The 16,834-nt window shown below is 57.2% G+C and carries 16 protein-coding genes and 1 pseudogene; 12 read left to right on the forward strand and 5 right to left on the reverse strand.

Going from position 1 to position 16,834, the window contains the following annotated elements:
• Positions 1-59: 59 nt before the first annotated feature.
• The 4 genes from endA to metK all read right to left on the reverse strand — a co-directional run bounded on the left by endA (position 60) and on the right by metK (position 4,468).
• Positions 60-767 (reverse strand): deoxyribonuclease I, encoded by a 708-nt coding sequence (gene endA, locus EDF82_RS15980; protein ID WP_123756512.1) that lies wholly within the window; start codon positions 765-767, stop codon positions 60-62.
• A gap of 152 nt (positions 768-919) precedes the next feature.
• A complete protein-coding gene (locus EDF82_RS15985) occupies positions 920-1,435 on the reverse strand; it encodes a SprT family zinc-dependent metalloprotease (RefSeq protein WP_123756513.1) in 516 nt (171 codons plus the stop codon).
• Between the two features lie 79 nt (positions 1,436-1,514).
• On the reverse strand, positions 1,515-2,909 hold the full coding sequence (locus EDF82_RS15990) for a sugar porter family MFS transporter (RefSeq protein ID WP_123756514.1): 1,395 nt from the start codon (positions 2,907-2,909) through the stop codon (positions 1,515-1,517).
• 404 nt (positions 2,910-3,313) lie between these two features.
• Positions 3,314-4,468, reverse strand: coding sequence for a methionine adenosyltransferase (metK, locus tag EDF82_RS15995; RefSeq protein ID WP_095099323.1), 1,155 nt, complete (start codon positions 4,466-4,468; stop codon positions 3,314-3,316).
• A gap of 137 nt (positions 4,469-4,605) precedes the next feature.
• On the opposite strand from metK, the gene EDF82_RS25180 reads away from it, so the two are divergent.
• From EDF82_RS25180 to speB, 4 genes and pseudogenes are all read left to right on the forward strand, one after another.
• Complete coding sequence (locus EDF82_RS25180) at positions 4,606-4,935, forward strand: hypothetical protein (RefSeq protein ID WP_148060398.1); 330 nt, start codon at positions 4,606-4,608, stop codon at positions 4,933-4,935.
• 240 nt (positions 4,936-5,175) lie between these two features.
• Positions 5,176-5,286 (forward strand): annotated as a pseudogene (gene yqgB, locus EDF82_RS25480) (acid stress response protein YqgB); the annotation flags it as partial.
• Between the two features lie 88 nt (positions 5,287-5,374).
• Positions 5,375-7,351 carry a biosynthetic arginine decarboxylase gene (gene speA, locus EDF82_RS16010; protein ID WP_123756515.1) on the forward strand — a complete coding sequence of 659 codons (1,977 nt, stop codon included), beginning with the start codon at positions 5,375-5,377 and terminating at the stop codon, positions 7,349-7,351.
• A 204-nt stretch (positions 7,352-7,555) separates the two neighbouring features.
• The gene (speB, locus tag EDF82_RS16015; RefSeq protein ID WP_123756516.1) at positions 7,556-8,476 is read left to right on the forward strand and encodes an agmatinase; all 921 of its coding nucleotides are present in this window, start codon (positions 7,556-7,558) and stop codon (positions 8,474-8,476) included.
• A gap of 3 nt (positions 8,477-8,479) precedes the next feature.
• On the opposite strand, the gene EDF82_RS16020 is transcribed toward speB, so the two are convergent.
• Positions 8,480-9,691, reverse strand: a complete 1,212-nt coding sequence (locus EDF82_RS16020; protein ID WP_123756517.1) for an MFS transporter — start codon at positions 9,689-9,691, stop codon at positions 8,480-8,482.
• A 429-nt stretch (positions 9,692-10,120) separates the two neighbouring features.
• Here EDF82_RS16020 and EDF82_RS16025 point away from each other — a divergent pair, with 429 nt between their 5' ends.
• The 8 genes from EDF82_RS16025 (at position 10,121) to EDF82_RS16060 (ending at position 16,825) form a co-directional block, all read left to right on the forward strand.
• The gene (locus EDF82_RS16025) at positions 10,121-10,444 is read left to right on the forward strand and encodes a non-heme iron oxygenase ferredoxin subunit (protein ID WP_123756518.1); all 324 of its coding nucleotides are present in this window, start codon (positions 10,121-10,123) and stop codon (positions 10,442-10,444) included.
• A complete protein-coding gene (locus EDF82_RS16030; protein ID WP_123756519.1) occupies positions 10,441-10,749 on the forward strand; it encodes a recombinase-like helix-turn-helix domain-containing protein in 309 nt (102 codons plus the stop codon). The genes EDF82_RS16025 and EDF82_RS16030 overlap by 4 nt, the downstream gene beginning before the upstream one ends.
• A 10-nt stretch (positions 10,750-10,759) precedes the next feature.
• Positions 10,760-11,782, forward strand: a complete 1,023-nt coding sequence (locus EDF82_RS16035) for an aromatic ring-hydroxylating dioxygenase subunit alpha (RefSeq protein ID WP_123756520.1) — start codon at positions 10,760-10,762, stop codon at positions 11,780-11,782.
• A complete protein-coding gene (locus EDF82_RS16040) occupies positions 11,782-12,531 on the forward strand; it encodes an SDR family oxidoreductase (RefSeq protein WP_123756521.1) in 750 nt (249 codons plus the stop codon). The genes EDF82_RS16035 and EDF82_RS16040 overlap by 1 nt, the downstream gene beginning before the upstream one ends.
• A 14-nt stretch (positions 12,532-12,545) precedes the next feature.
• Positions 12,546-13,334, forward strand: coding sequence for an IclR family transcriptional regulator (locus EDF82_RS16045; protein ID WP_123756522.1), 789 nt, complete (start codon positions 12,546-12,548; stop codon positions 13,332-13,334).
• A gap of 88 nt (positions 13,335-13,422) precedes the next feature.
• Complete coding sequence (locus EDF82_RS16050) at positions 13,423-14,349, forward strand: VOC family protein (RefSeq protein WP_123756523.1); 927 nt, start codon at positions 13,423-13,425, stop codon at positions 14,347-14,349.
• Positions 14,346-15,542, forward strand: coding sequence for an NAD(P)/FAD-dependent oxidoreductase (locus tag EDF82_RS16055; RefSeq protein WP_123756524.1), 1,197 nt, complete (start codon positions 14,346-14,348; stop codon positions 15,540-15,542). The genes EDF82_RS16050 and EDF82_RS16055 overlap by 4 nt, the downstream gene beginning before the upstream one ends.
• Positions 15,543-15,568: 26 nt before the next feature.
• A complete protein-coding gene (locus EDF82_RS16060; protein WP_123756525.1) occupies positions 15,569-16,825 on the forward strand; it encodes an MFS transporter in 1,257 nt (418 codons plus the stop codon).
• The last annotated feature ends 9 nt before the right edge of the window (positions 16,826-16,834 follow it).

Genomic DNA, 16,834 nt, shown 5'->3' on the forward strand with positions numbered 1-16,834 from the left:
CACCGTTGCCGGAAGGCCGGGGGATGAACCTGCAAATTAACAATTGTCGCTAGTGTAGGTTAGCTCTTTTGCGCCTGGCAAGCTTGCTGGACATATGGATTGTGGTTGCCCTGGACTTTGGCGATACGTTCGTCGCGCTCGCACTCCCAGGAGCTCACCGGATACATCTTATCCCAGGCGGTAAACAGCTGGGTTTGCTGACGCGAGAGGGTCAGCTGATAGGTATCACGCATATAGAAGTAGGTACGGGCGATCGCACCGCGAGCGCGGGCAGGCGGCTCGGCGACTTTGTCTTTAAAATCGACTTTCATGGCGCACTGGCCGTACTGGCCTTCGCCGCCGTTCCACTGACCGTACATAAAGTTTGCGCGATCGCCGTTCACCTCACCGACCGCCGGCTGCAGGTTGTGCATATCGCTTTCTATTTTGCGATACACCGGGTCTTTGGCGCAGTTTTTACGTCCGCCATCCTGCCAGCACTGGCGCTGATGGCCAAACTGCCACGCGGGTACCACGTGCTCCCACTCAACCCGGCTGGCGCGGTTTTCATTTTTACGCACTTTATAGCCGCAAGATTCCAGATCGATAACGCCTTTTTTCCCCTGCCAGTTAATTTTACAGCCGCAGTAAAAATCACCGGGCGCGTCGGCATTCACTTTCACACCGGCGGATTTGGCCTGGGAAAAACTGTTGATTCCTTCGGCCGCAACCTGGCCACTGAACGCTGCGGTCAATAACGCCGCGGCAATAACATCAATACGGGACATCGTAAACTCCGTGTCAAAACGAGCCCGCAACGTAGCGAATGCGATTGTCAGATGCAATCAGCTAGATCAGAAAATTTCCAGTTATTGCCGTCACATAGCAAAGTCCCGACGAGTGGTTGATGCCACCCTCCCGCCTGACGGGTTTGCCAGTGTTACTCAGAAGGGGTCTGTTTGTCGGCGACCAGCAGATCGCCGCAGCGCACGCAGCGGTAGGTTGCTTCGCCCCGCACCACACGGTTGTGGCGGCGCACGGTGAGCTGATGTTGCTGGCACTGACAGCGATAGGGGAAGGTGTTCTGGCGAACCGAGTCGAGTTCGAATCGGTGGGTGCGTTTGGCTTCGACGCCGAGCACGCTTTCCATCATCCATTTCCACTCTTTCCCGTGCGGCGCCACGCGACCGAAGTGTTTCCACGTCAGTAAATGCGCCAGCTCATGAGGCACCACCTCGTCGATAAAGTCCTGCTGGTTTTCCAGTAGTAGCACCGGGTTGAGACGAATTTCATTTTTTTCCAGCCAGGCGGTGCCGGCGGAGGTACCACGCTGCTGATAGACCAGGGTTGGTTCCGGGTACTGGCGGCCCAGTTTGAGGTTCGCCTGGGCAAGTTTTTCCCGCAGGCTGCGCATGACGGCCTGTTGAATAGCGATGGGGATGCGGGGTGTTTTCATAGCGCCAGAGGATAGTGCGCTGCGACGGGGAGAGCAAGGGAAAGACGCTTCCTCCCGCCAAGGGAGGAAGCGTAGAAGGTTAGTTGCGAGCGCCGATTTCGCGCAGCTTACGGCCACTCATCAGGTTACGCTCGATGTGCTCCAGCGAAACGCTTTTGGTTTCCGGGATAAGCCACAGTGTTACGAAAATAAACAACACGTTCAGACCACCGTAAACCCAGAAGGTGTTCGCGCTGCCCAGCGAGTTAAGCATGGTCAGGAAGGTCGCCCCGACGATCATGTTGGCAATCCAGTTGGTCGCCGTTGAGCAGGTGATACCGAAATCGCGGCCTTTAAGCGGCTGAATTTCAGAGCACAGAACCCAGATCAGCGGACCGGCGCTCATGGCGAAGCCAACGATAAACATCAGCAGCATCAACACGGAGAAGTACTGTGCAGCCGCAGAGTGGATCCCGATGTGCATCATTGAGCCCAGCACGCCCATACCGACGGCCATCACGATAAAGCCGAGGATCAGCGTTGGCTTACGGCCCCAGCGGTCAACCAGTCCGATGGCGATAAAGGTCGCCAGCACGTTGGTCAGACCGACGATCACGGTCCCCCACATCTGCTCGGTGGTGTTCGCATAGCCTGCCAGTTCAAAAATTTTCGGCGCGTAGTACATGATGACGTTCATACCGGTGAACTGTTGCATCACCTGCAGCAGAACACCAAGGAACACCGCGCGACGGAAGTTACTGTTTTCTTTAAATAACGCCCAGCCAGACTGTTTGATCTTCAGGCTTTCACGGATTTCATCCAGCTCGCGTTTGGCTTCGGCGCTGGTATCACGCAGACGCAGCAGTACGCGTTCGGCATCCACGAAGCGGCGTTTGGCGGCAAACCAGCGCGGGCTGTCCGGCAGGAAAATCACGCCGACCAGCAGCAGGATCGCCGGGATGATAATGACGCCCAGCATCCAGCGCCATGCGCCGGTGTAGCTGAAGGCGGTATCCGACAGATAGGCGCCGAGGATCCCGATGGTGATCATCAGCTGATACATCGAAATCATGCTGCCGCGGATTTTTTCCGGGGCGATTTCAGACAGGTACAGCGGTGCGGTATACGAGGCGACACCAACGGCCAGGCCAAGCAGAACGCGGGAGATAAGCAGGACTTCCACGTTCGGCGCAGCTGCTGAGAACAGCGAGCCGGCAACGAACAGGATAGCGCCGATCATCAGGCTCTTTTTACGACCAAGGCGGAAGGAGAGCCAGCCGCTGCCCACGGCACCGACGGCGGCACCGAACATCATGGAACTCACCACCCATTCCTGAGTGTGAGCGCTTATCTGGAACTCGTTGGCAATAAAAGGTAAGGCACCTGCAATGACGCCGATATCAAGGCCGAAAAGCAGACCAGCCAGCGCGGCGAGGAAACAGACAAAGAACGTCATCGTTTTGTTCGAGCGCCCTTGTTTTTTGTTGTCAGGCATAACGCCCTCCAGTTGAGTTATTGATTCTGTCGATGGTTAGAGTAGGGGAGTCGATGACAAAAAAACGTGATAGCAATCACGACTGTGTAAACGGTTACACAATGGTAAAGAAATGTAATCTGTTAAATGTTATTAAATTCAAATAGATAAATGATTATAAAGCTAGCGTAAAAAAGCGGTAATCAGACAATGCTGAAACATTATGCAACATAGTGAAAAGTTGTTTCACTAACCGATGTTAATGGGTAATGAACGGCGGTTATGCTCATGTAATCGCTTTCATTTAGTGGACGAAGGGTAAATAGCGCAGCGGCAGAAAACGGCACAGGGGGCTGAAAGGCAGGGAAAGGGCGCAATAAAAAGGCCAGCGCTAGGCTGGCCTGTTCAGCAGAAAAGCAGCGGGATTATTTTAGACCGGCAGCTTCACGCAGCAGTGCGGCTTTGTCGGTTTTTTCCCATGGGAAATGTTCGCGACCAAAGTGACCGTATGCAGCGGTTTCTTTGTAGATCGGGTGCAGCAGGTCCAGCATCTGGATCAGGCCGTATGGACGCAGGTCGAAGAATTCACGCACCAGCAGCGTCAGCTGCTCAGAGGCGATTTTCTCGGTACCGAAGGTCTCTACCATGATGGACGTTGGTTCAGCCACGCCGATGGCGTAGGAAACCTGAATCTCACAACGGTCAGCCAGGCCAGCAGCAACGATGTTTTTCGCCACATAACGGGCTGCGTACGCCGCAGAACGGTCAACTTTAGATGGATCTTTACCGGAGAACGCGCCGCCGCCGTGACGAGCCATGCCGCCGTAGGTATCCACGATAATTTTACGACCGGTCAGGCCGCAGTCGCCCATTGGGCCGCCGATAACAAAGCGTCCGGTTGGGTTGATGAAGAATTTGGTGGCGCTGTTCAGCCATTCGGTCGGCAGAACCGGCTTGATGATCTCTTCCATCACCGCTTCCTGCAGCGATTTCTGATCGATATCTTCGGCGTGCTGAGTCGACAGAACTACCGCGTCGATACCGACGATTTTGCCGTCATCGTACTGGAAGGTCACCTGGCTTTTCGCATCCGGACGCAGCCACGGCAGGGTGCCGTTTTTACGCACTTCAGCCTGACGCTGCACCAGACGGTGAGCATAGGTGATCGGCGCTGGCATCAGCACGTCGGTTTCGTTAGTCGCATAGCCAAACATCAGGCCCTGGTCACCGGCGCCTTGTTCCAGCGGATCGGCACGGTCAACGCCCTGGTTGATGTCCGGAGACTGTTTGCCGATGGCGCTCAGTACGGCACAGGAATTGGCATCAAAGCCCATATCGGAATGCACATAGCCAATTTCACGAACCGTATTACGGGTGATCTCTTCGATATCAACCCATGCGCTGGTGGTGATTTCACCGCCAACCAGCACCATGCCAGTTTTGACATAAGTTTCACATGCGACGCGCGCTTTCGGATCCTGCTCGAGGATCGCATCTAACACTGCATCGGAGATTTGGTCAGCAATTTTGTCTGGATGCCCTTCTGATACGGACTCGGACGTAAATAGGTGTTTTGCCATGTTTTATTTTACCTGTGGAGTATTCGTGTAGCTCATACTGTTGTGTGGATTAGCTTCGGTGGATGATTCTACCAAAGCTTGCAGGTAGTGACACGAGCAGTCTGAGTGTTAATCAGTATAGACGGATTAACTTCTGGATGGCTATTTTAGGTCAGAACTTAATCCCATTTCCAGCCTTTTTTGATGTGCCTCGCATTTGTGAAAAAAGGCAGGTGGCAATTTTTCCTGCCAATCATCGGCATGCGCATATTTTTATTTTGCTTTTTACCCTGCTTCTCGGTATAAAACGCCGCGCGCGGCTCATTAAAAAAGCGCACGAAAAGCATCTCGTGACGCCACTTCCAGCCGGGTTAAGCAGTCTGTATATACAGAACTCTGCGACGACGTGTTTTGACGTTGTTGTGGTATGTCTAGCTTTGGCTTGTCGCTGGCCCGTATCGGGGCAGTGTGGAGGTGATACCAGATAATGAACCCACGTTTTTCACTTGATTCGTCGCGTCGTTCTGTCGCGCGTCAATTACCCGCAATCAGCATCTCTCTCATGCAAACCAGCCGATGTTCTTCCCGTCTCGGCGCTTCTCAGGATTCCAGGGCCGGCAGGCTATCTGAAAACTGAACAAGGGCTCTCTTGCTATCGCTATCGCAAGGGTTTTCTCGTGGTTTCTCCGGACTGTCATATAAGGTTCGGGTATGTGTTTTACTATGATATGAATAAGAAACCGGTCGCGCAGTCGCAAAGCCAGCACTATCTGCTGGGGTTTAGGACTGTTCATGGGTTGTTATCGCGTCTTTGGACTGCGATAGTAGTTGACTGTTTTATACCCGTTGTCGGTCGTGCTGTCGGGCAGCCTGCCTGCACCACAACGCCGCGAGGGTATACACTTTTTAGAGAATTCGAGGTTCGCGATGTCTGACGACATGTCTTTAGTTTCGCCTTCGTCAGCAGGCGAACACGGTGTACTACGTTCCATGCAGGAGGTTGCGATGAGCTCCCAGGAAGCCAGCAAAATGCTACGTACTTACAATATTGCCTGGTGGGGTAATAACTACTACGACGTTAACGAACTGGGCCATATCAGCGTTTGCCCGGATCCTGACGTCCCGGAAGCCCGCGTCGACCTTGCTGAATTAGTCAAAGCACGCGAAGCGCAGGGGCAGCGCCTGCCGGCACTGTTCTGCTTCCCACAGATTTTGCAGCACCGCCTGCGTTCGATTAACGCCGCCTTTAAGCGCGCGCGTGAATCCTATGGCTATAACGGCGACTACTTCCTGGTTTACCCGATCAAGGTTAACCAGCATCGTCGCGTTATTGAGTCGCTGATCCACTCCGGCGAGCCGCTGGGACTGGAAGCCGGTTCCAAAGCGGAGCTGATGGCGGTTCTGGCCCATGCGGGGATGACCCGTAGCGTGATCGTCTGTAACGGTTATAAAGACCGTGAATACATCCGCCTGGCGCTGGTGGGTGAAAAGATGGGCCACAAGGTCTATCTGGTCATCGAAAAAATGTCGGAAATCGCGATCGTGCTGGAAGAAGCCGCGCGCCTGAACGTCGTTCCGCGCCTGGGTGTGCGTGCACGTCTGGCGTCGCAGGGTTCCGGTAAATGGCAGTCTTCCGGCGGTGAAAAATCGAAGTTCGGCCTGGCAGCCACCCAGGTATTGCAGCTGGTTGAGATTCTGCGTGCCGCGGGGCATCTGGAAAGCCTGCAGCTGCTGCACTTCCACCTCGGCTCGCAGATGGCCAACATTCGCGATATCGCCACCGGCGTGCGCGAGTCGGCCCGCTTCTACGTCGAGCTGCATAAGCTGGGCGTGAATATTCAGTGCTTTGACGTCGGCGGCGGTCTCGGCGTTGACTACGAAGGGACCCGTTCGCAGTCCGACTGCTCGGTGAACTACGGCCTGAACGAATATGCCAACAACATTATCTGGGCGATTGGCGATGCCTGCGAAGAGAACGGTCTGCCGCACCCGACGGTGATTACCGAGTCCGGGCGTGCGGTGACGGCGCACCACACCGTGCTGGTTTCCAACATCATCGGCGTTGAGCGCAACGAATACACCGAAGCGACCCCGCCGGCGCAGGACGCGGCGCGTCCGCTGCAGAGCATGTGGGAAACCTGGCAGGAGATGCACGAGACCGGCAACCGCCGCTCGCTGCGCGAATGGCTGCACGACAGCCAGATGGATCTGCACGATATCCACATCGGCTACTCGTCCGGCACCTTTAACCTGCAGGAACGCGCCTGGGCAGAGCAGCTGTATCTGAACATGTGCCATGAAGTTCAGAAGCAGCTCGACCCGAGCAACCGCGCGCATCGTCCGATTATCGACGAGCTGCAGGAACGTATGGCGGATAAAATTTACGTCAACTTCTCGCTGTTCCAGTCGATGCCGGATGCCTGGGGTATCGATCAGCTGTTCCCGGTGATGCCGCTGGAAGGGCTGAACATGGTGCCTGAGCGCCGTGCGGTGCTGCTGGATATCACCTGCGACTCCGATGGCGCCATTGACCACTATGTGGATGGCGACGGCATTGCCACCACCATGCCGATGCCGGAGTACGACCCTGAGAACCCGCCGATGCTGGGCTTCTTTATGGTCGGTGCGTATCAGGAAATCCTCGGCAACATGCACAACCTGTTCGGTGATACCGAAGCGGTCGACGTGTTTGTGTTCCCTGACGGCAGCGTCGAAGTGGAGCTGTCCGACGAAGGGGATACCGTAGCGGATATGCTGCAATATGTGCAGCTGGATCCCAACACCCTGCTGACCCAGTTCCGCGACCAGGTGAAAAACTCCGGTCTGGACGAGGCGCTACAGGTGCAGTTCCTCGAAGAGTTCGAAGCCGGTCTTTACGGGTACACCTACCTGGAAGACGAATAATGTTTTACGGGCCCTCTCTGCAGTCGGGGGAGGGCACCCGGTCACACAACTGTGATGCCGACTTGAACCCGTACGCATTAACGGCGATAATTCGCACTAACAAGCAGTCCCCTATTCAAACCCTTCCTCGTCGGGCCTAACGACGCGGAGGGGTTTTTTTATATCTGTATAAACATACATCGACGGTAAAAAGAGGTCATTCTCATGAGCACCTTAGGTCATCAATACGATAACTCCCTGGTATCTAACGCGTTTGGTTTTCTGCGTCTGCCGCTGAACTTCCAGCCGTACGACAGCAACGCCGACTGGGTGATCACCGGCGTTCCTTTTGATGCGGCAACCTCCGGTCGTGCGGGCGGACGTCACGGTCCTGCGGCGATCCGTCAGGTGTCTACCAACCTCGCCTGGGAAGGCAGCCGCTTCCCGTGGAACTTCGATATGCGCGAACGTCTGAACGTGGTTGACTGCGGCGATCTGGTTTATGCCTTCGGCGATGCGCGCGACATGAGCGAACGTTTGCAGGCCCACGCTGAAAAACTGCTGGCAGCCGGTAAACGGATGCTCTCTTTCGGCGGCGACCACTTTGTCACCCTGCCGCTGCTGCGCGCTCACGCGAAACACTTCGGCAAGATGGCGCTGGTGCACTTTGATGCGCACACCGACACCTACGCTAACGGCTGCGAATTCGACCATGGCACCATGTTCTTCACCGCGCCGAAAGAAGGCCTGATCGACCCGAACCACTCGGTGCAGATCGGTATTCGTACCGAGTTCGACAAAGATAACGGTTTTACCGTGCTCGACGCTTGCCAGGTCAACGATCGTTCCGTTGACGACATCATCGCCCAGGTGAAACAGATCGTTGGCGACATGCCGGTGTATCTGACGTTTGATATCGATGCGCTGGATCCGGCGTTTGCTCCGGGAACCGGTACGCCGGTGATTGGCGGGCTGACCTCCGACCGCGCGATCAAACTGGTGCGCGGCCTGAAGGATCTGAATATCGTCGGGATGGACGTGGTGGAAGTTGCGCCGTCTTACGATCAGTCCGAGATCACTGCTCTGGCCGCGGCGACGCTGGCGCTGGAGATGCTGTACATTCAGGCGGCGAAAAAAGGCGAATAAGCCTCAGACCCGCACGGCTGCTGCGCGACGCATGCGCAGCAGCAACACGCCTCCGGCAAGCAGCGTTATCACCTGCGAAGCCACCAGCACCGAAAACCCTGAGCTTACCGATCCCACCGACTTCATCACCATCCCCATCAGCAGCGGAATAAACGCCGCGCAGAGATTACCAATCCCATTAATAATACCGTAGGCACTGCCCACCGCCTGTGGCGATGCATGATGCTGAACCACCGCAGGGATCGCCGCGCCCTGCAGCCCCCAGAAGATATTGGCCGACAGCATAAACAGCGCCAGCATGGCCGGCTGCTGGCTGAGCATCAGCGCCAGCACCGAACCGGCGGTGAGAAAGCCGCCAGCCACAAACAGCAGCGGCGCCTGTTCCGGGCGCATTTTATCGAGCAGTACGCCGCCGAGAAATTTCGACCCGAGGCTGAGCAAAAAAGGGATCGCGGCCAGAAACCCGGTGGCCTGCAGGGAAAAGTGGTGCTCATCGCGCAGCCAGGCCGGCAGCCAGGCGCTGCTGCCCCACAGGTAGCTGAGGGTGGCAATTTCAACCAGCAGGATCCAGCCGAGCAGCGGTGTACGCCACGCCAGCAGAAACGTCTGGCGAAAGCCGGGGCTGACGGCGTTCGCCCTGGCGGTCGGGGCAGGTAAAAAGCGCCACACCACGCCGCCACCGAGCAGCAGGTTCAGTAGCGCCAGGCTGTAAAACGATCCCATCCACCCCTGGTGTTCCACCAGAAAGGTAATCAGCGGAAAGCCCAGCGCCAGTCCCAAAGAGACGCCCAGAGCGGTGACGGCATTCGGCTTGCCGATGGCCTCGGCGGCGAAGTTGTCGCTGATAAAGCGCGTTTTGAGTGAAAACAGCGGGCCTTCCGCTATTCCGAGGATCAGCCGGGCGATCAGCATCCCCATCAGCGAACCCAGCAGCGGCGAGATGGCGCAAATCAGCGCCCACAGGGCGATGCTGCCTAATAACCCCTGGCGGTAATTAAGTTTACTTTCTATAACTGGCGTTAATAACAATGCCGAAAATCCGTAACCCAGAAGAAAGCAGGTCATCAGCATTCCCTGTAACATTCTGTTATCATTTAACTGAAAGTGAGCGGCGAAATCGGGGTTAAGAATCATCACCGAGATATTTACCCGGTCCACGTAAGAAATGATTATTAGCACCAGAAGTGCGATTGTTCCCTGCCATCTTGCGGTCATTTTTATTTTTCTCTCTTGATCAACGATAACGCGATCTGGTTATTTTTAAATCTCAGTGATAGTTGCCATGTGAAAATGGTTCATAGGTGAAACTCATTGTTTTAATTGGTTAAATTTACATGTTGTTTCACCGGTGAAACTTTATCATTCGTCCATCTTATTATTTTTAATAGCCAGCTTGAAAAGAAGTCAATCGCCATTTACGAAAATATCATCAACCGATTAAATTATTTCTACCCGCCGCTTTAAATATCACAATTTCATATTGCAGCGATTTTTCGTGATCAATTGCACACTTAGCTCATTAAAGCGCGTTTGATTAACAAATCTTTCACATTTCCGCTTGACGAAATGTTGAACGCTTTTATATTGACCGTATTAAATAAGAAACAGAGTTTCATATATGAAACAAAAGCCTGGAGGATCGTGATGAGCTGGATAGGCGTATGTGACGCAGAGCAAGTACAGGAAGATTTCCCTTTTAGCGGCAACATCGACGGTAAAGAGATCGGTATTTATCTGATTGAGGGTGAGTACTACGCGCTGGAGGACGTCTGTCCCCATGCCTATGCGCTGTTAAGCCAGGGTTTTGTCGAAGATGGCAAGGTTGAATGCCCGCTGCATGAGGCGGTGTTCGACGTCAAAACCGGCCAGTGTCTGCATGGTCCGGGCGGCCGTAACCTCAATCGTTACCCGGTGCGGGTATTCGACAATCAGATCCAGATTACGTTTATCGAGGAGAGTGTGGCATGAGCGAAACCCTGAACTTCAACCCGGCGCTGCCGGAAAGCCGCCAGTTTACGCCGCCCGCAGAAGGCGGGAACGGCAATATTCATAAGCCGGGCGACTATCACAACCTTATCTGGCAAACCCGTAGCCGCGTCCCGGAAAACTGGGAGCTGCAGCTTATCGCCACCCTCGAAACGCTGTTCGAGCAGGGCGCGGAAAGCCTGAGCCAGCTGGTCAATGGGCTGAACGCCCTGAAAATGCACGACCAGCAGGGTGAACCCTGGAGCGAAGCCAGCTTCCAGGCCTTTTTACAGGTCAACGGATACTGAGGAAACAGCGATGACAACAACGGTACAGAACTATCTCGATAAAGGGTTACGCGGCCTGTGGTATCCGGTGCTGGCGAGCTGGGAAGTGCAATCCGCCCCGGTGGGGATTACCCGCCTTGGCGAACAAATTGTGGTGTGGCGTAACAAAGACGGTCAGCTGCAGGCGCTGGAAGACCGCTGCCCGCATCGCGGCGCCCGCCTGTCGATGGGCTGGAACCTCGGCGATCGGATTGCCTGCTGGTATCACGGGGTGGAAGTGGCCGGCAACGGCGAAGTGAAAGATGTGCCGGCAGTCGATAAATGCCCGCTGGTGGGTCAGCAGTGCGTACGCAGCTACAACGTCCAGGAAGCGCACGGGGCGATTTTCCTGTGGTTTGGCGCCACCGCCGACCAGCAGCCCGAAGAACTGACCTTCCCGCAGGAGCTGGCCGATAGCGATAAGTACAGCAACTTCCTCTGCACCGCGGCCTGGAAATGTAATTACCAGTACGCACTGGAAAACGTGATGGACCCGATGCACGGCACCTATCTGCACTCCTCATCGCACTCGATGGCGGAAGGTGAGCGTAAAGCCGAAATGGTCCTCCAGCCGACGCAAACCGGTTTTATCTTTGAGAAGAAAGGCCAAAGCGGCGTCAACTTTGACTGGGTCGAGCTGGGCAACAGCGGCGCCTACTGGATGCGTTTATCGATCCCTTACAAAAAGCGTTTTGGGCCGGGCGGTCACTTCTGGATCGTCGGCATGGTGGTGCCGGAAGACAACGACAACTGCCGGGTCTTTTTCTGGCGTATTCGCGGCGTGCAGGGCTGGCAGCGCGATCTGTGGCGCTTTATGTACCGCAACCGCCTGGAAAAACTGCACTGGGAAGTACTGGAGCAGGATCGCGTGGTGCTGGAGAGCCTGGCGCCGAACGCCCGCGATCACGAATATCTCTATCAACATGACGTCGGCCTTTCCCGCCTGCGCCGGATGATGCAAAAAGCGGCGAAAGAGCAGCTGGCCGCCCGCGAAGCGCCGCAGGGAGCCGCCTGATGAACGGGCTGTTAACCGGCAAGCGCATTGTGATTACCGGTGCGGCGCGCGGGCTGGGTTTCCATTTTGCCCAGGCCTGTGCCGAACAGGGCGCTGAGGTCGTGATGTGCGACATCCTGCAAGGTGAGCTGGCGGAAAGCGCCCATCGTCTGCGCGAGCAGGGCTACCGTATCGAATCGCAGATCATCGATCTGGCGGATGCTCAGGCGATTACGCAGGCATTTCAGGCGATCGGCGAGCGGGGAAAGATCGACGGTCTGGTGAATAACGCGGCGATGGCTACCGGCGTCGGCGGCAAAGATATGATCGACTACGATCCCGATCTGTGGGATCGGGTGATGTCGGTGAACGTCAAAGGCACCTGGCTGGTGACTCGGGCGGCGGTGCCGCTGCTGCGGGAAGGCGCCGGGATTGTCAATGTCGCCTCCGACACCGCGCTCTGGGGCGCGCCGCGGTTGATGGCCTACGTTGCCAGCAAAGGCGCGGTGATTGCCATGACCCGTTCCATGGCCCGTGAGCTGGGCGAAAAGCGCATTCGTATCAACGCGATCGCCCCAGGGCTGACCCGAGTTGAAGCCACGGAATATGTCCCGGCAGAACGCCATCAGCTCTATGAAAACGGGCGCGCCCTGAGCGGCGCCCAGCAGCCGGAAGACGTCACCGGCAGCGTGGTGTGGTTGTTGAGCGACCTGTCGCGGTTTGTCACCGGGCAGCTGATCCCGGTCAACGGCGGATTTGTTTTTAACTAATGAGGCGAAGCGGTATGGCAAACGATCAGGAAGTGAAATACCTGGTGCCGGGACTGGAGCGGGGATTACAGCTGCTGCTGGCATTTGGCGAACAACATCGCGATCTGACCTTTGCCGAGCTGCATCGGCTGGTGGATATGCCGAAAGCGACCGCTTATCGCGTGGTGCAGACGCTGGAGTATATGGGGTTTCTGGAACGCAACCCGCGCACCAATACCTTCTCGCTCGGGATGAACGTTCTGCGCCTTGGCTTTGAATATATCGCTTCATTGGATGTGGCGCAGGTCGGCCAGCCGGTGATTGAACAGCTGCGTGATACCAGTCAATGCAGCAGCCACCTGGCGATCCGCGACGGACGGGACATCATTTATATCGCCCGCGTCAGCGCCGCCGGTTCCCGCATCAACCAGGTGAGCATCGGCACCCGTCTGCCGGTTCACTGCACCTCGCTTGGCCGTATGCTGCTGACCGATATCTCACGCGGTGACTTCGAACAGCTGTTTCCTGACGAGCGGCTGCCGGGCAACGCGCCGGGGCAAATTCACGACCGCGAAGCGCTGTGGCAGATGGTCCAGCAGGACAAAGCGCGCGGCTACGTGATTGGCGAATCCTTCTACCGTCACGGTATCTCCTCCATCGTCTACCCGGTCTACGATCGCAGCGGGCGGGTGGCGGCAGTGGTCAGTATCCTGGTGCCGTCGGATGAGATCCCGCAAAGCGATCGCGAACGGCTGCAAAACGACGTCAGCATGGCGGCGGACAAAATTTCTGGCTTCTTAGGGCACTTGTCACAGGCCAGCTAAATCAACGAGTTAACGGCAGGCGCTTGAGTGCGTCGGGCATGTTTTACGCCCAAATCAGGGCGACTGAACGGTAAAGAGGCAACGAACGATGAGTGTAACCGGAATTGAAAAGCTGGAATTTGGCGTTGATGACCTGACCCACAGCGCCAAATTTATGCGTGATTTTGGCCTGAAGGGCGATGCCAGCGGCCAACGTTTTACCACCCTGAGCGGCGCGCGGGTAGAACTCAACCCGATCGATAGCCCGGACCTGCCTGCGGCTTTTGAAGCAGGCAACACCTTGCGCCGGATGACCTGGGCGGTGGCGGATCGGGCGGCGCTGGATGCGTTGCGACCAAAGCTGGCGCAGCAGCCGGCGTTTCGTGAGGTTGACGGCGCCCTCGAGTGCCAGGATCCGAACGGCATGACGCTGCGCGTGCAGGTCACGCAACAAACCGCGGTGGATCTCAACGTCGAGGCGATCAACCAGTGGGGCGATATCCGCCGCATTGACACTCCCAGCCCGGTCTACGATCGCGCACAGCCGATCAACGTCGGGCATGTGGTGTTCTTTGTTGAAGAGCTGGCGGCGGTCGAAAGCTTCTATCGTGATGTGCTGGGATTCCAGGTATCGGACCGCTACATCAACCGCGCGGTGTTCCTGCGCTGCGGCGTGCGCGGCGGCCATCACAACCTCTTTTTGTTACAGCTTCCCAACCGCAAGCGTGGCCTGAACCACGTGGCCTTTACCGTGCGCGATATTCACGAAGTGATCGGCGGCGGCATTGCGATGAACAAAAACGCGTGGAGCACCTTTATCGGTCCAGGCCGCCACCCGGTTTCTTCCGCCTATTTCTGGTACGTCAACAGCCCGACCGGCGGGGCGTTTGAGTATTACACCAACGATGATTTCCTGACCGAGAAGTGGCAGCCGCGCGAGCTTGAACACTCGCTGGTCTCCTTTACCGAATGGGCGGTTGAAGGGGGAATCGACCACGACACCCGCCGCCAGCAGAAAAAGCCGGAGGCGGTATGACCGCGCGGATCGTGATTATCGGCGGCGGCCAGGCGGGTGGCTGGGCGGCAAAAACCCTGCGCGATGAAGGCTTTGACGGCGAGATTTGCGTGGTGGCCGAAGAGGCGTGGGATTTCTACGAGCGCCCGCCGCTGTCAAAAGCGGCGTTGCTGGAGGCCGACGCGCCGCTGCCGCGCCTGTTCAGTGAAGAGGCGCAGCAGGCGCTGAATCTCAGCTGGTACCGCCCGCTACGCGCCGACGCCATCGACCGCGAAGGCAAGACGGTGCGCCTGAGCAACGGAGAATCGCTGGGCTACGACACGCTGCTGATCGCCACCGGCGGCCGGGCGCGTCTGCCAGGTGACGCCTGGGCGCAGCATCCGCAGGTGTACACCTTGCGCCACTGGCAGGATGCCCAGCGCCTGAAGCAACGGCTGGCCAGCACCTCGCGGCTGGCGATTGTCGGCGGCGGCTGGATAGGGCTGGAGATTGCCGCATCGGCACGGAAAAGCGGCGTGGCGGTGACCCTGTTTGAACAGCAACCGTTGCTGTGTATGCGCTCGGTAAGCGCGGATGTTTCGCAAGAGCTTGAGCGTCTTCATCGCGAGCAGGGCGTTGATATTCGACGCGGCTGCGGGGCGCTGGAGCTGGAAGATGACCATGGTCAGCCGGTGATCCACTGCGACGGACAACGCGAAACCTTTGATGCGGTGGTGGTGGGGATCGGCGTGGATCTTAACCTCGAGCTGGCGCAGGAAGCGGGGTTGACGGTGGATCGCGGGATCGTGGTCAACGCGCAGGGGCAAACGTCCGATCCGGCGATCTTCGCCGCCGGCGACGTCGCCCGGCACCACCAGTACGGCGTGTGCATTCAGTCGTGGGCCTTCGCGCAGAATCAGGCGGTGGCGACCGCCAAAGCAATGCTCGATCCGCAGGCGGCCGGTTACGACGAGGCGCCGTGGCTGTGGTCGGATCAATATGCCTGCAATATCCAGATCCTCGGCATCCCGCAGCCCGGCTGCCGGACGGTGGTACGCCGGGAACCGCGAGGACCGCTGTTCTTCTCGCTCGATGCCCACGGTCGCCTGACTCAGCTGGTGGCGTTTAACGACGCGCGCACCGTCAAGCTGGCGAAACGCTGGATGGCTGCAGGGCGGGATCTGTCCGCCGTACCGCTCGATGACCTGACCTTTTCGCTGATGTCGCTGCGATAAGACACGCGCACCCTTAAGGGGGAGAGATGACCACATTAGAGACAAACGCCGCGCCGGTTGAGGCAAGCGGTGAGAGCGTCTGCACGCCTGAAAAAGCGGTTCGCTGGGCAATTCCGCTGTCGCTGCTGGCCTGCGTGCTGCTGGCGTTCTTCGACAAAATCAGCATCGCCGCGCTGTTTTCCGATAGCCATTTCCAACAGGCGATGGGGATGGAGTTTGACACCACGCGGCTCGGCATTCTGATGAGCGCCTTTTTGTTGAGCTACGGCTTCTCCTCGGTGCTGCTCAGCGGTCTGGGCGACCGTATTGCGCCGCTGCGTCTGCTGACCGGCATGATGGTGGTGTGGTGCATCTTAATGGTGATGATGGGCTTTACCCATAACTATACCGCTATGGTCACGTTGCGCATCCTGCTGGGGATTGCGGAAGGGCCGTTGTTCCCGCTGGCGTTCGCCGTTGTCCGCCACACTTTCCCGCAGCGGCTACAGGCGAGGGCCACCATGCTGTGGCTGCTCGGCACGCCGATCGGGGCGGCAATTGGTTTCCCGCTCTCCATTTGGCTGCTGAACACCTTCGGCTGGCAGAGCACCTTCTTTGTGATGGCGATGCTGACGCTGCCGGTGCTGATCTTTGTGCGTATTGGTCTGCGTGGGATCCAGCTGGAGAGCAAAACGACCACGGAGAAAGTGTCGCAGGAAGCCCGGCGCGCCGCCCGCCGCGAGCTGTTCGTCAGCCCGCACTTCTGGATGATCTGCGTCTTTAACATCGCCTTCCTGGCCTATCTGTGGGGCATTAACGGCTGGCTGCCGGGCTATCTGGTTAAAGGTAAAGGCATTCATCTGGAGCATGCCGGCTGGCTGTCGTCGATGCCGTTTATTGCCATGTTGCTGGGCGAAGTGATCGGCGCCTGGCTCTCCGACCGCCTCGATAAACGCGCTGCCGCCTGCTTTATTTCGCTGGCCGGGGCGGCGGTTGGTCTGGCGGCGGTGATGCATCTCCACACCCCGCTGACGGTAATTGCGGCCATGAGTTTTAGCACCTTTATGTGGGGCACCGGTGCACCCAACATCTTCGCCCTGCTGGCTAAGGCGACCCATCCACGGGTCAGCGCCACCGCCGGGGGCATTTTCAACGGGCTGGGAAACTTTGCTGGTGCCTTGTCGCCGGCGGTGATGGGGGCGCTCATCGCCTTCACGCACAGTATGGATTCCGGAATGATTTTTCTGGCGGTGATGGCGGCGGTGGGCTGCGTCCTGTTACTGCCGCTGCTGAGACGTTACTGAGGATAAAAC

It is taken from the genome of Klebsiella sp. BIGb0399, assembly GCF_003752615.1.
GTDB lineage: Bacteria > Pseudomonadota > Gammaproteobacteria > Enterobacterales > Enterobacteriaceae > Klebsiella > Klebsiella lignicola.

What these genes read in the sequence shown, in the direction of transcription:
- endA (WP_123756512.1), bottom strand. Translation starts at nt 767, where the DNA reads ATGTCCCGTATTGATGTTATTGCCGCGGCGTTATTGACCGCAGCGTTC.
- EDF82_RS15985 (WP_123756513.1), bottom strand. Translation starts at nt 1,435, where the DNA reads ATGAAAACACCCCGCATCCCCATCGCTATTCAACAGGCCGTCATGCGC.
- EDF82_RS15990 (WP_123756514.1), bottom strand. Translation starts at nt 2,909, where the DNA reads ATGCCTGACAACAAAAAACAAGGGCGCTCGAACAAAACGATGACGTTC.
- metK (WP_095099323.1), bottom strand. Translation starts at nt 4,468, where the DNA reads ATGGCAAAACACCTATTTACGTCCGAGTCCGTATCAGAAGGGCATCCA.
- EDF82_RS25180 (WP_148060398.1), top strand. Translation starts at nt 4,606, where the DNA reads ATGGCTATTTTAGGTCAGAACTTAATCCCATTTCCAGCCTTTTTTGAT.
- speA (WP_123756515.1), top strand. Translation starts at nt 5,375, where the DNA reads ATGTCTGACGACATGTCTTTAGTTTCGCCTTCGTCAGCAGGCGAACAC.
- speB (WP_123756516.1), top strand. Translation starts at nt 7,556, where the DNA reads ATGAGCACCTTAGGTCATCAATACGATAACTCCCTGGTATCTAACGCG.
- EDF82_RS16020 (WP_123756517.1), bottom strand. Translation starts at nt 9,691, where the DNA reads ATGACCGCAAGATGGCAGGGAACAATCGCACTTCTGGTGCTAATAATC.
- EDF82_RS16025 (WP_123756518.1), top strand. Translation starts at nt 10,121, where the DNA reads ATGAGCTGGATAGGCGTATGTGACGCAGAGCAAGTACAGGAAGATTTC.
- EDF82_RS16030 (WP_123756519.1), top strand. Translation starts at nt 10,441, where the DNA reads ATGAGCGAAACCCTGAACTTCAACCCGGCGCTGCCGGAAAGCCGCCAG.
- EDF82_RS16035 (WP_123756520.1), top strand. Translation starts at nt 10,760, where the DNA reads ATGACAACAACGGTACAGAACTATCTCGATAAAGGGTTACGCGGCCTG.
- EDF82_RS16040 (WP_123756521.1), top strand. Translation starts at nt 11,782, where the DNA reads ATGAACGGGCTGTTAACCGGCAAGCGCATTGTGATTACCGGTGCGGCG.
- EDF82_RS16045 (WP_123756522.1), top strand. Translation starts at nt 12,546, where the DNA reads ATGGCAAACGATCAGGAAGTGAAATACCTGGTGCCGGGACTGGAGCGG.
- EDF82_RS16050 (WP_123756523.1), top strand. Translation starts at nt 13,423, where the DNA reads ATGAGTGTAACCGGAATTGAAAAGCTGGAATTTGGCGTTGATGACCTG.
- EDF82_RS16055 (WP_123756524.1), top strand. Translation starts at nt 14,346, where the DNA reads ATGACCGCGCGGATCGTGATTATCGGCGGCGGCCAGGCGGGTGGCTGG.
- EDF82_RS16060 (WP_123756525.1), top strand. Translation starts at nt 15,569, where the DNA reads ATGACCACATTAGAGACAAACGCCGCGCCGGTTGAGGCAAGCGGTGAG.